Annotated in this window: 12 protein-coding genes; 4 read left to right on the forward strand and 8 right to left on the reverse strand. The window is 56.0% G+C overall.

Features of this window, described 5'->3' with window-relative positions:
- On the reverse strand, positions 1-355 hold a 355-nt coding region (locus tag WBC85_RS05035), incomplete at its 3' end, for an ABC transporter permease (RefSeq protein WP_424433604.1).
- Between the two features lie 129 nt (positions 356-484).
- Between WBC85_RS05035 and WBC85_RS05040 the strand changes: the two genes are divergently transcribed.
- On the forward strand, positions 485-1,063 hold the full coding sequence (locus tag WBC85_RS05040) for a GcrA family cell cycle regulator (RefSeq protein WP_424433606.1): 579 nt from the start codon (positions 485-487) through the stop codon (positions 1,061-1,063).
- A 76-nt stretch (positions 1,064-1,139) separates the two neighbouring features.
- Here the strand turns inward: WBC85_RS05040 and aspS are convergent, their stop codons facing one another.
- Positions 1,140-3,179, reverse strand: coding sequence for an aspartate--tRNA ligase (gene aspS / locus WBC85_RS05045; RefSeq protein WP_424433608.1), 2,040 nt, complete (start codon positions 3,177-3,179; stop codon positions 1,140-1,142).
- A 185-nt stretch (positions 3,180-3,364) separates the two neighbouring features.
- Here aspS and carB point away from each other — a divergent pair, with 185 nt between their 5' ends.
- A complete protein-coding gene (gene carB, locus WBC85_RS05050) occupies positions 3,365-6,700 on the forward strand; it encodes a carbamoyl-phosphate synthase large subunit (protein WP_424433610.1) in 3,336 nt (1,111 codons plus the stop codon).
- A 64-nt stretch (positions 6,701-6,764) separates the two neighbouring features.
- Here carB and WBC85_RS05055 read toward each other — a convergent pair whose 3' ends face one another.
- The 3 genes from WBC85_RS05055 to WBC85_RS05065 all read right to left on the reverse strand — a co-directional run bounded on the left by WBC85_RS05055 (position 6,765) and on the right by WBC85_RS05065 (position 8,029).
- Positions 6,765-6,935: a YdcH family protein gene (locus tag WBC85_RS05055; protein ID WP_424433612.1), complete on the reverse strand. Its 171-nt coding sequence runs from the start codon at positions 6,933-6,935 to the stop codon at positions 6,765-6,767.
- Positions 6,936-7,044: 109 nt separating this feature from the next.
- Positions 7,045-7,830 (reverse strand): tRNA1(Val) (adenine(37)-N6)-methyltransferase, encoded by a 786-nt coding sequence (locus WBC85_RS05060; RefSeq protein WP_424433614.1) that lies wholly within the window; start codon positions 7,828-7,830, stop codon positions 7,045-7,047.
- Positions 7,814-8,029, reverse strand: a complete 216-nt coding sequence (locus tag WBC85_RS05065; RefSeq protein WP_424433616.1) for a DUF2007 domain-containing protein — start codon at positions 8,027-8,029, stop codon at positions 7,814-7,816. Before WBC85_RS05065 ends, WBC85_RS05060 begins: the two co-directional genes overlap by 17 nt.
- A gap of 54 nt (positions 8,030-8,083) precedes the next feature.
- Here WBC85_RS05065 and WBC85_RS05070 point away from each other — a divergent pair, with 54 nt between their 5' ends.
- On the forward strand, positions 8,084-9,085 hold the full coding sequence (locus tag WBC85_RS05070) for a polyprenyl synthetase family protein (protein WP_424433618.1): 1,002 nt from the start codon (positions 8,084-8,086) through the stop codon (positions 9,083-9,085).
- Here WBC85_RS05070 and WBC85_RS05075 read toward each other — a convergent pair.
- Both WBC85_RS05075 and WBC85_RS05080 read right to left on the reverse strand, forming a co-directional pair.
- Positions 9,078-9,905 (reverse strand): 4-(cytidine 5'-diphospho)-2-C-methyl-D-erythritol kinase, encoded by an 828-nt coding sequence (locus WBC85_RS05075; RefSeq protein ID WP_424433620.1) that lies wholly within the window; start codon positions 9,903-9,905, stop codon positions 9,078-9,080. The two genes, WBC85_RS05070 and WBC85_RS05075, sit on opposite strands and share 8 nt — an antisense overlap.
- Positions 9,895-11,607, reverse strand: coding sequence for a tetratricopeptide repeat protein (locus WBC85_RS05080; protein ID WP_424433622.1), 1,713 nt, complete (start codon positions 11,605-11,607; stop codon positions 9,895-9,897). The genes WBC85_RS05075 and WBC85_RS05080 overlap by 11 nt, the downstream gene beginning before the upstream one ends.
- Positions 11,608-11,986: 379 nt before the next feature.
- On the opposite strand from WBC85_RS05080, the gene WBC85_RS05085 reads away from it, so the two are divergent.
- Positions 11,987-12,730 carry a LytTR family DNA-binding domain-containing protein gene (locus WBC85_RS05085; RefSeq protein ID WP_424433624.1) on the forward strand — a complete coding sequence of 248 codons (744 nt, stop codon included), beginning with the start codon at positions 11,987-11,989 and terminating at the stop codon, positions 12,728-12,730.
- A gap of 20 nt (positions 12,731-12,750) precedes the next feature.
- Here the strand turns inward: WBC85_RS05085 and WBC85_RS05090 are convergent.
- Positions 12,751-13,839: electron transfer flavoprotein-ubiquinone oxidoreductase (locus WBC85_RS05090; RefSeq protein ID WP_424433626.1), on the reverse strand; the 1,089-nt coding region annotated here is incomplete at its 5' end.

Here is a 13,839-nt window from a genome sequence, read left to right on the forward strand (position 1 = left end):
AGGGCGACAGCGGGGGCATCAGCGTGTCCACGATATTGCCCTGTACCTTAGAAATCACAATCGAGGACGTCACATTTGCAAAGGAATTCTGGATGACGGTCATCATCAAGATGCCCGGCGCAATGAACTCGATAAACGCAACACCCATCACTTCACCGCGACGAGGACCGATGGCGAGGTTGAAAATCAGCAGAAAAAGCCCAGCTGTTACCAGAGGCGCAAGCAGTGTTTGCGTCCAGACAGCAAGGAAACGGCGCACCTCACGGCGAATCAACGTCTCAAGCCCGAGCCAATTTACCCGACCAAATCGACGCGTGCCCATTTCACGTGTGTCCAAACCGCCGTTTTGTGCCATTGCTACTCTCAACTGATGCCCTGATTCGTGTGACTTGTATCTCAGCCGCGCGTGATTAGAATAGGGGCAAGCACCAAGATAACAGGAGCGGCACCCAAGTGGGCCGCTTTTTTACATAAGGAAGCCGGAATGTCCTGGACAGATGAACGCGTAGAGACGCTGAAAAAGATGTGGGGCGAAGGCCAATCTGCAAGCCAGATTGCCAAAGAACTTGGCGGTGTAACGCGCAATGCCGTGATCGGCAAAGTGCATCGTCTGGGCCTATCCAATCGCGCGGGAACTGGCGCGAGCAAAGCTGATGCAAAGCCCAAGGTCGCCAAAGCAGAGGCAAAACCAAAGGCTGCGCCAAAGGCGGCAGCGGCGCCAAAGCCGAGCGCGCCAGTCGCAGAGCCTGCGTCAAGCACACCGCCGCCTATGTCGCGCGCGCGCCGAGCGATCATTCCAGCGGGCCAACCTTTGCCGCCGCAGCCGTCTGCGAACGAAATCAGCCCGGAAGCATTGGCCAAGGTCAGTGAAGTCGAGAAGAAGTCAAAGAAGATCAGCTTGATGGAATTGACCGAGCGCACATGCAAATGGCCTGTGGGTGATCCTGCAACAGATGATTTCTGGTTCTGCGGACTGCCTGTGAAAGCTGGCAAGCCTTACTGCGAAGCCCATGTCGGCGTTGCCTTCCAACCTATGTCGGCGCGCCGCGATCGCCGCCGCTAACCTATTGGGACAGTTTGAGACGAAAAAGCCCCGCAGTTTACGCTGCGGGGCTTTTCTTTTGTCGTGGCTAGAGCGTTTAGTCCTGCGGAATAACGCGCAGGCCAAGCTCCATCAATTGATCGCTCATCGGGTCGGACGGCGCATTCATCATCAGATCTTCCGCGCGCTGGTTCATCGGGAACATGATAACCTCACGAATGTTCGCTTCATCTGCCAGCAGCATCACGATGCGGTCGATACCCGCGGCACAGCCACCGTGGGGCGGTGCGCCGTATTGGAACGCGTTGACCATGCCGCCGAAGCGCTTGCGCACTTCGTCTTGGCCGTAGCCCGCCAGTTCAAACGCTTTGAACATGATGTCAGGCTGGTGGTTCCGGATCGCGCCCGAAATCAGCTCGTAGCCGTTGCAGGCAAGGTCATACTGGTAGCCCAAGACCTCTAAAGGATCGCCTTGAAGCGCCTCTAGCCCGCCTTGCGGCATAGAGAACGGGTTGTGCGAGAAGTCGATCTTGCCCGTTTCTTCGTCCGCTTCGTACATCGGGAAGTCCACGATCCAAGCGAAGGCGAAACGATCCTCATCGATCAGCTTCAGCTCTTTACCAATCTCGTTGCGTGCGCGGCCTGCGACGGCCTCGAACGCGGATGGCTTACCGCCAAGGAAGAAGGCCGCATCACCAACACCTAGGCCAAGCTGCTGGCGGATCGCTTCTGTACGCTCTGGTCCGATGTTCTTGGCCAGCGGGCCTGCTGCTTCGTGCGAACCGAAATAGGCCGAGATCAAAAACTCCGCTTTTTCCTTATCTCCATTGGCGATGCAGTTACTAATCCGCTCCTCAACATCCTTCTTTTGCGAAGGTGTGAGATTGCCGACCATGCGTTCACTAAACTCTTCCATCACATCTGACAGCTTTTGCCTGCCATCAGGTCCGGAGAACAACGCAATGGCAGCAACCGCAATCGCTCCAAAGCCTTCGATATTTGTGGTTTTCTTTGATGCTACCCGTTCGGCAAATTGACCTATCGAGTCAGAGCGATCGCGCCAGAAAATGTACCCCATCCCCGGCAGGCCCTCTTTCTGGGCAAAGGCATTCATACGGTCACAGAACTTGCGCGAACCGCCTGTCGGCGCGGGAATGGCGCGGATTTCTGTGCCTTCCTGTTCTAGAAGCTTCGCGAAAATCGCAAAGCCGGAGCCGGCGAAGTGCTCGGAGACAACCTGCATCTTGATCGGGTTGCGCAGGTCGGGCTTGTCAGAGCCATACCAAAGCGCGGCGTCCTTGTAGGAAATCTGCTCCCATGTCTGATCGACTTTGCGCCCGCCGCCGAACTCTTCAAAGATACCGCCAACAACCGGCTGGATCGTGTTGAACACGTCCTCTTGTTCTACAAAGCTCATCTCAAGGTCGAGCTGGTAGAAATCTGTCGGCGAGCGATCGGCGCGCGGGTCTTCGTCGCGGAAGCACGGCGCGATCTGGAAATATTTGTCGAAACCCGACACCATAATCAGCTGTTTGAACTGCTGCGGCGCTTGCGGCAGCGCGTAGAACTTGCCGGGGTGCTGACGCGATGGCACGAGGAAGTCGCGCGCGCCTTCGGGCGAGGAGGCCGTGATGATCGGCGTTTGGTATTCGCGGAAATTCTGATCCCACATGCGGCGGCGCATCGAGGCGACCACGTCAGAGCGCAGCTTCATGTTCTTTTGCAGCTTTTCGCGGCGCAGATCGAGGTAGCGATACTTGAGACGCGTTTCTTCCGGGTATTCTTGATCGCCAAAGACCATCAACGGCAGCTCGGACGCAGAGCCAAGAACTTCGATGTCACGAATAAAGACTTCGATCTCGCCTGTCGGGATCTTCGGGTTTACGAGGCTTTCGTCGCGCGCCATCACATTGCCGTCGATACGGATACACCACTCAGAGCGCACCTTTTCAATCTGGCTGAAGACGGGGCTATCAGGATCGGCCATAACTTGCGTAATGCCGTAGTGATCGCGCAGGTCGATAAACAGCAAACCGCCGTGATCGCGCACGCGGTGGACCCAGCCGGACAGACGAACGGTTTCGCCTACGTTGGATTTGTTCAGATCGGCGCAAGTATGGCTGCGATAGGCGTGCATGGCGTTTTCCTTCGGAAAGGGGTATCGGATGAGGGCCGATACACCGCGCGGGGGCGCGAAAGTCAAGGGTAGCTGATAAGCCCCTTGAACCTGCCCCCGTCCTGTCTATAACCCACGACAATTTGCACGCTGCCGCGACTCTGCCCTGCCCGATGCAGAGCGCTTGCCGAAAAAGAGGTCTGCCCATGCCCAAACGAACCGATATTTCATCCATCATGATAATTGGCGCAGGCCCAATCGTAATCGGGCAGGCTTGCGAGTTTGACTATTCCGGGGCTCAGGCATGTAAAGCGCTGCGCGAAGAGGGCTATCGCGTCATTCTGGTAAACTCGAACCCTGCGACGATCATGACCGATCCGGGTCTTGCCGATGCAACCTATATCGAGCCGATCACACCCGAGATTGTCGCCAAGATTATCGAGAAAGAGCGCCCCGATGCTTTGCTGCCAACGATGGGCGGGCAAACAGGTCTGAACACCTCTCTCGCGCTTGAAGAAATGGGCGTGCTCAAGAAATTCGGCGTTGAGATGATCGGAGCCAAGCGCGAAGCCATTGAAATGGCAGAAGATCGCAAGCTGTTCCGCGAAGCCATGGACCGCCTTGGTATCGAGAACCCGAAGGCAACTATTGTCACCGCGCCTACGGACGAGAACGGCAAAGTTGATCTTTCCGAGGGCGTGCGCATTGCGCTTGAGACACTGGAATATGTGGGCCTTCCCGCGATTATTCGCCCTGCCTTTACTATGGGCGGCACGGGCGGCGGCGTGGCGTATAACCGCGAGGATTACGAATTTTTCTGCCGCTCCGGTATGGATGCGTCCCCCGTGAACCAAATTCTGGTGGATGAGAGCCTTTTAGGCTGGAAAGAATTCGAAATGGAGGTCGTGCGCGACACGGCTGACAACGCGATTATCGTCTGTTCGATTGAAAACATCGACCCGATGGGCGTTCACACTGGCGATTCGATCACGGTTGCCCCTGCCCTGACGCTGACGGACAAAGAATACCAAGTGATGCGGAACCACTCTATCGCGGTGTTGCGTGAAATTGGCGTGGAAACAGGCGGCTCGAACGTGCAATGGGCTGTAAACCCTGTTGACGGGCGCATGGTTGTTATCGAAATGAACCCGCGCGTGTCGCGTTCCTCTGCGTTGGCGTCCAAGGCGACGGGTTTCCCGATTGCCAAGATCGCCGCGAAGCTGGCCGTTGGCTACACGCTGGACGAGCTGGACAATGACATCACCAAAGTGACGCCTGCCTCGTTTGAGCCGACAATCGACTATGTCGTCACCAAGATCCCGAAATTCGCCTTTGAAAAGTTCCCGGGGTCCGAGCCCTATCTTACCACTGCGATGAAATCCGTGGGCGAGACGATGGCCATTGGCCGCACTATCCATGAGAGCCTGCAAAAAGCGCTCGCCTCGATGGAATCTGGCCTTACTGGCTTTGACGAAATTGAAATTGATGGCGCGCCAGAGAAGTCTGCAGTGATAAAAGCGATTTCCAAGCAAACGCCAGATCGTATGCGCACCATCGCGCAGGCGATGCGTCACGGTCTAACGGATGATGAAATTCACGGCGTCACTATGTTTGACCCTTGGTTCCTTGCTCGCATTCGCGAGATTGTCGACGCGGAAGAACGCGTGAAAACGGATGGTCTTCCGAGTGATGAAGCGGGTCTGCGCCATCTGAAAATGATGGGCTTTACGGATGCCCGCCTTGCCAATCTGACTGGCTTCAAGGAAAAAGATGTGCGCAAAGCGCGCCATGCTGTTGGTGTCAAAGCTGTTTTCAAACGCATCGACACCTGCGCCGCGGAATTCGAGGCGCAAACCCCTTACATGTATTCCACCTACGAGGCCCCGATGATGGGCGATGTGGAATGCGAAGCACGTCCTTCTGATCGCAAGAAAGTCGTCATTCTTGGCGGCGGTCCCAACCGTATCGGCCAAGGGATCGAGTTTGATTATTGCTGCTGCCATGCCTGCTATGCGTTGACGGATGCGGGTTATGAAACGATCATGATTAACTGTAACCCTGAAACGGTTTCGACGGATTACGACACATCTGACCGCCTGTATTTCGAACCGCTGACATTCGAGCACGTCATGGAAATCCTGCGCGTCGAACTTGAAAACGGCACGCTGCACGGCGTTATCGTTCAGTTCGGTGGGCAGACCCCTTTGAAGCTGGCTAACGCGCTAGAAGCAGAAGGCATTCCGATCCTCGGCACATCGCCAGACGCGATTGATCTTGCGGAAGATCGCGAGCGTTTTCAAGCACTTGTAAATCAACTGAACCTGAAACAACCACGCAACGGTATTGCCTCGACCGATGCCGAAGCATTGGCAATTGCCGAAGACATCGGCTTTCCTCTGGTCATTCGTCCGTCCTACGTTCTGGGTGGGCGCGCGATGGAAATCGTGCGCGACATGGCCCAGCTGGAGCGTTACATTGCCGAGGCGGTCGTCGTTTCCGGTGATAGTCCTGTTCTGCTGGACAGCTATCTTTCCGGTGCGGTGGAACTTGATGTTGATGCGCTATGCGATGGCAAAGAGGTCCATGTCACGGGCATCATGCAGCACATCGAAGAAGCGGGCGTTCATTCCGGCGATAGCGCTTGTTCCTTGCCGCCTTATTCCTTGCCCAAGGACATCATCAAGCAGATCGAAGAGCAGACACATGCGCTGGCGCTGGCGCTGAATGTTGTCGGGTTGATGAACGTTCAGTTCGCCGTCAAAGACAATGAAATCTATCTGATCGAAGTGAACCCACGTGCCTCGCGGACTGTGCCTTTCGTCGCAAAAGCGACCGATTCTGCCATTGCATCTATCGCTGCGCGCCTCATGGCGGGCGAGCCGCTTTCCAATTTCCCGAAGCGCGGCGCATATCCAGCGGGTGCGATCCCGGGTTCGCAGCCGATGCCGGATCAGATGACGCTGGCCGATTACAACATGCCATGGTTCTCCGTGAAGGAAGCGGTGCTTCCCTTTGCACGTTTCCCCGGTGTTGATACGATCCTTGGCCCTGAAATGCGCTCAACTGGTGAAGTTATGGGCTGGGATACGTCCTTTGCCCGTGCATTCCTTAAGGCGCAAATGGGTGCAGGCGTCGTTCTGCCAAGCAAAGGTAAGGTCTTTGTGTCGATCCGCGACGACGATAAAACCGCAAAAACACTTGAGGCCGCGAAACTGCTCGCGTCGCTCGGGTTTACCTTTACTGCGACACGCGGCACGCAAAGCTGGCTGTCCGAAGCGGGCATCGAGTGCTCAATCGTTAACAAAGTTTATGAGGGCCGCCCGAACATCGTGGATACGCTCAAGAACGAAGAAATCGCGTTGGTTATCAACACAACAGAGGGCGCGCAGGCTGTGGATGATAGCCGCGAAATCCGTTCTGTCGCGCTTTATGGCAAGATTCCCTATTTCACCACGGCAGCAGGCGCGCAGGCGGCTGCGATGGCAATTGAAGCGCAAGTCGCGGACGATCTGGGTGTGATGTCGCTGCAGGGTACGGCCTAAGGCCAACAAAAAACCGGCGCTGGGATGACCTCTCGCGCCGGTTAGAATTACTTATAGCCGAAGATCAGGCGTCGACGGAAAGTCGCGCGATCTCCTCTTTAAGTCGTAACTTTTCTTTTTTGAGCTCTGCGATTTGAAGGTCTGGCGTACCAGGAGCGCGTTGCACGGCTTCCACTTTCTCAGACAAGATTTCATGTTTTTTCTTCAGCTGTTCCAGATGCGAACTCAGGCTCATCGATTTCCTCCTTAGGTGAGATGTGCAAATTCAGTGCATCACAGTAAAATGCCTGTGTCACGCTGCGGTTGCATTGTAATTGATGCAAAACTTCACAAACGCGGAAAAACTAGGCGTTCGAGCCAAACCTGAATGCCGCGCCGCGGCGCAGCACGTTTTCTATTACCGCATTGTATTCTTTGGGATTTTCGTCGTGCGTCGTGCCTTTGTGCATCACAATCGGCGCATGCAGGCAAAAATCCGCGCGCCCCTCTTTTTTTGCGCGAACCAATACCAAATGCGGCCGACGTCCCGCGCGCGGGCAAAGCGGCTGGACTTCGATCGAGCCCAGCGAGTTTGGCATCGCAGATAACAGTTCGGGCAAACGCTCGACCCGGTGGACAAAATGCGCATGCCCACGCGGTGCAAGACGTTTAGACGCGGCTTTCACCCAGTCTTTCAACGGCGTCGCTTCACCAAGGCCGATTTCGCGTCCGTCATCGCGCGCAGGGGTTGAGCGCGTGCGGTTGTAATAGGGCGGATTGGCGATCACGTGATCGAAACGCTGGTCCAGAATGTCGCTTGGCAAATCGTTCAGATCAGCTTGATACACATCGAGCGGGATCGCATTGCGCGCGGCGTTCTCTTTTGCCAGATCGGCATAGGCAGGCTGCACTTCGACGCCGGTTAGCGTTAATCCCGGAATCCGGCGGCCCAGGCACAGGGACACAACGCCGCCGCCACATCCTAATTCCAGCACTGTTTGACCCGCAGTAGCCTGCACGCTTGCGGCCAGCAGCACTGGATCTACGCCCGCGCGGTAGCCTTTGAGCGGCTGTGCTATTTGGACTGCTCCGCCGAGGAACGCATCAATGCTGAGCGCACCCAGGACGCTGGATTCAGAGCGGCAAGGCAACTTCGTTATCCGAAAGAATCCGCATTGCACGGTCAAAGTCACGCGTGGCGACCATCATGCGACGCGGCAATATGCCGATAGAGCCTTCGAGCACGCTCATATTTACGTCCAACTCAAAGGTCGGTATACCCGCCTCGTCAAGGAGGGCACGAACCAGGGCCGTAAGGGTAATGTCGTTAGTGCGCATCAATTCTTGCATAAACTTGACCTAATCGCGGCGCCCCCCTTTGTCGAGGGCAGGAACGAGAGTGTGATGAGCTTGGACGAACGAACTGTAAAGCCACATGATGCGCTGGCGGCCTATCTGGCAACCGACATGGACGCTGTAAACGAATTGATCCGCGCGCGTATGGCGTCGGAACATGCGCCGCGTATCCCTGAAGTGACGGCACATCTGGTTGAGGCAGGCGGCAAGCGCTTGCGACCGATGCTGACGCTCGCGGCGGCGCATTTGTGTGGCTATGACGGCCCCTTCCATGTCCATCTGGCAGCAACCGTGGAATTTATTCACACAGCGACTTTGCTGCATGATGATGTCGTTGATGAAAGCGGCCAGCGGCGCGGGCGTCCCACTGCGAATCTGCTTTGGGACAACAAATCTTCTGTTTTGGTTGGCGATTATCTTTTCTCGCGCTCGTTCCAATTGATGGTGGAAACGGGCTCGCTGCGGGTGCTGGATATTCTGGCCAATGCGTCCGCAACGATTGCGGAAGGTGAAGTTCTTCAACTTACTGCCTCGCAAGATCTTGGCACGACGGAAGCCACCTATTTGCAGGTTGTTCGCGGCAAAACCGCGGCGCTGTTTTCCGCTGCGACGGAGGTCGGCGGTGTTATCGCGGGCGCGGACGAAGAGCATGTGAAGGCGCTGTTCGATTATGGCGACGCATTGGGCATTGCATTTCAGATCGTTGATGATCTTTTGGATATGCAGGGCGATCCTAACGCCACCGGCAAGAACGTCGGGGATGATTTCCGCGAACGCAAACTGACCCTGCCTTTGATTAAAGCAGTGGCAAAAGCCGATGCGGATGAACGTGCCTTTTGGCAGCGCACGATTGAAAAAGGGCGTCAGGAAGACGGTGATCTGGAAACTGCGATTGCGCTGCTTCACAAGCACGGAGCGCTTGAGGACACGCGCGCGCAAGCCTTGGCATGGGCTGACAAGGCAGTTGCCGCGATTGAGACGTTACCGGATCATCCTGTCCGCACGATGCTGCGTGATATTGCTGGCTACGTGGTGGCGCGGATCAACTAAGCGTCGTCGCGGCGATCCACCATTGCGGATGAGCGGCGCGAATTTTCGCGGCGAGTTTCTCGGCGTCTTGAGCGCTTGCGCACAGGCCAAAGCAGCTTGCGCCTGATCCGGACATACGCGCAAGCAAGGAAGGTTCGAGCGCCTCAAGGACATCCTTAATCACGGGTGCGAGCGCGATTGCGGGGGCTTGCAGATCGTTTCTTTGGGCAGCGCACCATTCGGCAAACTCAGCTGCATTTGTGCAATCCGGCACCTGCCCCATTGGCGGGTTTTCTTTTTGCTGCAAAGCTTTGAACACGGGCGGCGTTTCAAGGGGCACGCCAGGATTCACGAGCACGGCCCAGAGATCGGGCAAGGGCGGAATGATCGAAAGTTCTTCACCTACCCCGCGCATACGCAGTGCCAGCGGTGCGATACACACCGGAACATCCGCACCCAGTTTGAGCAGATCGTCAGGCAAGGGTTCATCCCAAAGTTCGCCAAGCGCAAGTAACGTTGCAGCAGCGTCGGCAGAGCCGCCGCCAAGCCCGGCGGCGTTTGGCAAATGTTTGGTAAGATGGATCTCGGCGCCCCGAGGGCAGTCAAACAACGCCGCTGCTTGTAGCACAAGGTTGCGTTCGTCCGTTGGAACGCCTTTGGCGAGAGGACCATCAACGCGCAGCGACAGATCAGTTGCGGGTTTGGCATGCACCACATCCCCAACAGCAGCGAACGCCACAAGGCTGTCGAGCAGATGATACCCATCTTCCCGTTGGCCCGTGACATGCAGTGTCAGGTTGATCTTGGCCCGAGCGAGCCGCGTAACGGCCTTAGCCTTCATCTGCCAACTTGAGCGGCGGGGCGCCTTCTTCTTCCAATACCTTGTCGAGCCCGACATCGAGTTTGCGCCGGATGCGCTCTGGATCGGCTTCCTGGCTGGCATCGCCAAAATCAACGAAGGAGAGTGCGCGTTTCCATTGAAACTCTGCCTCAAGGAAGCGGCCGACTGACCAATACACATCGCCCAGGTGATCGTTCACAATCGGATCAATCGGCATCAATTCAGTGGCGCGTTCCATGTGGCCCACCGCATCATTGTAGCGCCCCAGACGGAACAAAACCCAGCCGAGGCTATCTACGATATAGCCGCTGTCAGGCCTCGCGGCGACCGCGCGCTCGATCAGATCGAGCGCTTCATCAAGCTTGATCTGCTTTTCGACCAATGAATAGCCAAGGTAGTTCATCACCTGGGGTTGTTCCGGGTTCAGTTCCAGCGCTTTGCGGAAATCGGCCTCTGCCTTGTCCCACAAATCGAGCCGCTCGTGCGAAATGCCGCGCGCATAATAGATGAACCACTGACCACTTACCTCGCCCTCGAAGGCGGCGAGTGACCTGTCATAGGCCTTCACAGCGTCAGCGAAACGTTCCATCTGACGATAGGCGTCGCCCAGCGAGGAATGGACCAACGGCAAATCGCCATGCGTCTGGGCGAGGCTTTCGAGAGCTTCGATTGCAGCATCCGGTTTGCCGCTGCGACGTAGCGCTTCCGCGCGGCCAAGTTCAACAGCATGGAACGCGGGACTGTCGCGCGCGACCTTTTTGTAGGTTTCGGTTGCCAGTTCATATTGCTCCAGCTGCTCAAGAAGACCGGCAGAGAGCAGGATTGCATCAACATGAGCGGGGTCCAAATACTCGGCAACGCGCGAGTAAAGCAGTGTATAGTCTTCGCTTGCTTCGTTACGCAGCGCGCTGGCGACGGTAAAAAAGACTTCCGCCATGCCTTCGCGCGCATCGTTGACCTGACTGAATGCCAGCACCTCATCTGCACCGAGAGCGGCCCGCATGGCTTGCAGTTTCGGGTCCAAATCCGTGCCGAAGGACTGGTTCAGCGTTTTCAGCGCGTCATCCTTGCGGCCCAATTGGCTCAGGACTTCGATATGGGCGATGGCACCGCGGCGGGTTTGACGAAGCGCGCCGGCTTCGGGCATCGAAAAGATCGTGTCTGCGCCCTCAAAATCACCGACCAGCGCCAGTGCCAGCGCTTTATGATAGAGCGCGAAACCCTGTAGGCCCCGTTCGGTTCCGACGGTGTCGAAGTTTTCCAGTGCCGCTGTGACTTCGCCAATGCCAACCTGCGCCCAAGAGCGAAGAAGGCCGTCGACAAGAGGACCAACGCCTTTTTCTTCCAGTATGCGCGCAAGCACATCCGCGTAATTGTCTTCTTTGGCTTGCTGGGCAATAACTGCCATTTGCGCGACTTGGCTGCCATGTCCATCTGCAAGTAACTTCGCCCCGACAATCGAAGCGCGTTCGATATCGCCGAGCGCCATCAGAGAGAAACTGGCGTTTTCGAGTATTTCCGGATTAGCGGGATCGCTTGCCAAAGCTTGCGTATAATATCGCGCAGCTGCTTCATAATCCCCGGTAACGGCAGCAGAACGCGCCGCCAGATAGGCGCCAGAAGACGGATCAGCCACAAGGGGTGGTCCAACGACGGCAAAGGCCGCAATGAGGGTCAATTGCCGCAATTTGCGTATGGGCACGGGGCACGCTCCTTTTTCTAACGCTTCGACGAATCTAGGTGCTTGGATCGCGTAAGGCAACGCTTTGCGCGCGGACAATTCTGTAAGTCGGTCAGAAACCGATAGATTGAAGACGGAAAATAAAAGGGCGATGCTTTGTAGCACCGCCCTTTGGAGACTGCTGAAAAGGGAATTTCAGTTATTCTCACAGGATGCGCTTGGGGACGCTTCCTGCCTCACTCACGGTTTCACTATCTGCAAGCGATTGTTGCAATCGAAGCCAAACTGCGTGTAACAATGTATTTCTTCGTAAAAGCTACCGAAATGCAATTCCACGATGCGTGAAACATCCTCGCGAACACCTAAACACGAGCGACTCCTTGTATTTGGAATTGCCATCTTGCTCTGTGTTTTTTTCGGCCCGTTTGACACGATTTCCGATCTGGACCTGTTTGAGCGCATCGCATTCTGGACCGTCGCTGTGACAACCGTCGGCTCGGTTATCGCCCATTGCCTAACCATCGTCATCGAGAGCAGGTGGTTTTCCAAGCTCCATATCGCGTTCAGAATGCTTTTGGGTGCATTGATCGGTGCCATCCCAGGTGCTTCGTTTATGGTTGCGATCAATTTGCTGTTCCGGCCTGAACACCTGAACGACCTTGATTTTCCTTCGCTCTGGATCAAGGTCACGATCATGGCCTTGTTGATTGCTGGGCTTGAGCACTTGTTCTGGATCAGGTTCCGCTCGCAATCGGCTGAACGCAATTATGACCTGCCGGGCGATGTCGAGCCAGAACCGACGCAGGATCATATTTCGCGGCCACGCCTGTTTCTTAGGCTGCCTGATCGGCTACGCGAAGCGCAGATCATTTCGATGTCGATGCAAGACCATTATGTGGAAATCACGACAACACGCGGGGCCAGCATGCTTTTGATGCGATTGAGTGATGCCATTGATCTGCTTGATGGCCTGGCCGGGGCACAAACCCATCGCTCCCACTGGGCTGCGCGCGCGCATGCGCAACAGCTTTCCAAGAAAGGCCGCAGGCATGCGTTGAGCTTGTCGGATGGTCGCAAACTGCCCGTCAGCAGCAGTTTCATAACCGACGTCGAACAGATGCTTAAAGAAAAAGAGCAGGCCTAAGCCCGCTCTTTCAAAACCTATTACATGTTAGGATAGTTCGGACCGTCGCCGCCCTGCGGGGTAACCCACGTGATATTCTGACTTGGATCCTTGATATCGCAGGTTTTACAATGCACGCAGTTCTGGAAGTTGATGACAAACTTGTCGTCAACGACTTCGTACACACCGGCCGGGCAATAACGCTGCGCAGGTTCTGCGAACTTCGGCATGTTTACCGACATCGGAACTGACGCATCTTTCAGATGAAGGTGGGCTGGCTGGCTTTCTTCGTGGTTGGTAAAGCTGAACGCAACGTTGGTCAGGCGATCAAAGCTAAGCGTGCCATCGGGTTTGGGGTAGTCGATGGGTTTGAAGTTTGCCGCTTCGCCCGTGGAGTCTGCGTCGTTCTTGCCGTGCTTGAGCGTCCCGAGCAGCGAGAAACCAAGCGTGTTGGTCCACATGTCAAATCCGCCAATCGCCAGCGACGCGGTCAGGCCAAACTTGCTCCAAAGGGGTTTGACGTTGCGCACTTTCTTAAGGTCTTTGCCAATCGCGCCTGTACGCACTTCGGCCTCGTAGTCATGCAGCTCGTCGCCAGAGCGACCATCTGTGATCGCCGCAAACGCCGCTTCAGCAGCGGCGATGCCCGAGAGCATCGCGTTGTGGTTGCCCTTGATGCGCGGTACGTTGACCATGCCAACAGAACACCCAAGCAAGGCCACACCAGAGGCGACCATTTTTGGCATAGACTGATAGCCGCCCTCGGAAATCGCGCGCGCGCCGTAAGCTACGCGTTTGCCGCCCTCTAGCAGATCGGCCACCATTGGATGGTGCTTGAAACGCTGGAATTCCATATAAGGGAACAGGTGCGGGTTTTTGTAGTTCAAGTGAACCACAAAGCCGACATAGACCTGATTGTTCTCGAGATGGTAAATAAAGGAACCGCCGCCAGCATTGCTGCCCAAAGGCCAGCCCATCGTGTGGGTGACTGTGCCCTCTTTGTGTTTGGCGGGATCGATTTCCCAGATTTCCTTCATCCCGAGGCCGAATTTTTGTGGCTCTTTACCGTCCGAGAGGCCGTATTTTTCGATGACCTCTTTTGACAGGGAGCCGCGCACGCCTTCGCTTAG

The organism is Planktotalea sp., assembly GCF_049680325.1.
Taxonomy (GTDB): domain Bacteria; phylum Pseudomonadota; class Alphaproteobacteria; order Rhodobacterales; family Rhodobacteraceae; genus Planktotalea.

Bases quoted from the DNA above. Each gene is read 5' to 3' on its own strand.
- WBC85_RS05075 (WP_424433620.1), bottom strand. From the start codon at position 9,905: ATGAAGGCTAAGGCCGTTACGCGGCTCGCTCGGGCCAAGATCAACCTG.
- carB (WP_424433610.1), top strand. From the start codon at position 3,365: ATGCCCAAACGAACCGATATTTCATCCATCATGATAATTGGCGCAGGC.
- WBC85_RS05070 (WP_424433618.1), top strand. From the start codon at position 8,084: ATGAGCTTGGACGAACGAACTGTAAAGCCACATGATGCGCTGGCGGCC.
- WBC85_RS05040 (WP_424433606.1), top strand. From the start codon at position 485: ATGTCCTGGACAGATGAACGCGTAGAGACGCTGAAAAAGATGTGGGGC.
- aspS (WP_424433608.1), bottom strand. From the start codon at position 3,179: ATGCACGCCTATCGCAGCCATACTTGCGCCGATCTGAACAAATCCAAC.
- WBC85_RS05055 (WP_424433612.1), bottom strand. From the start codon at position 6,935: ATGAGCCTGAGTTCGCATCTGGAACAGCTGAAGAAAAAACATGAAATC.
- WBC85_RS05065 (WP_424433616.1), bottom strand. From the start codon at position 8,029: ATGCAAGAATTGATGCGCACTAACGACATTACCCTTACGGCCCTGGTT.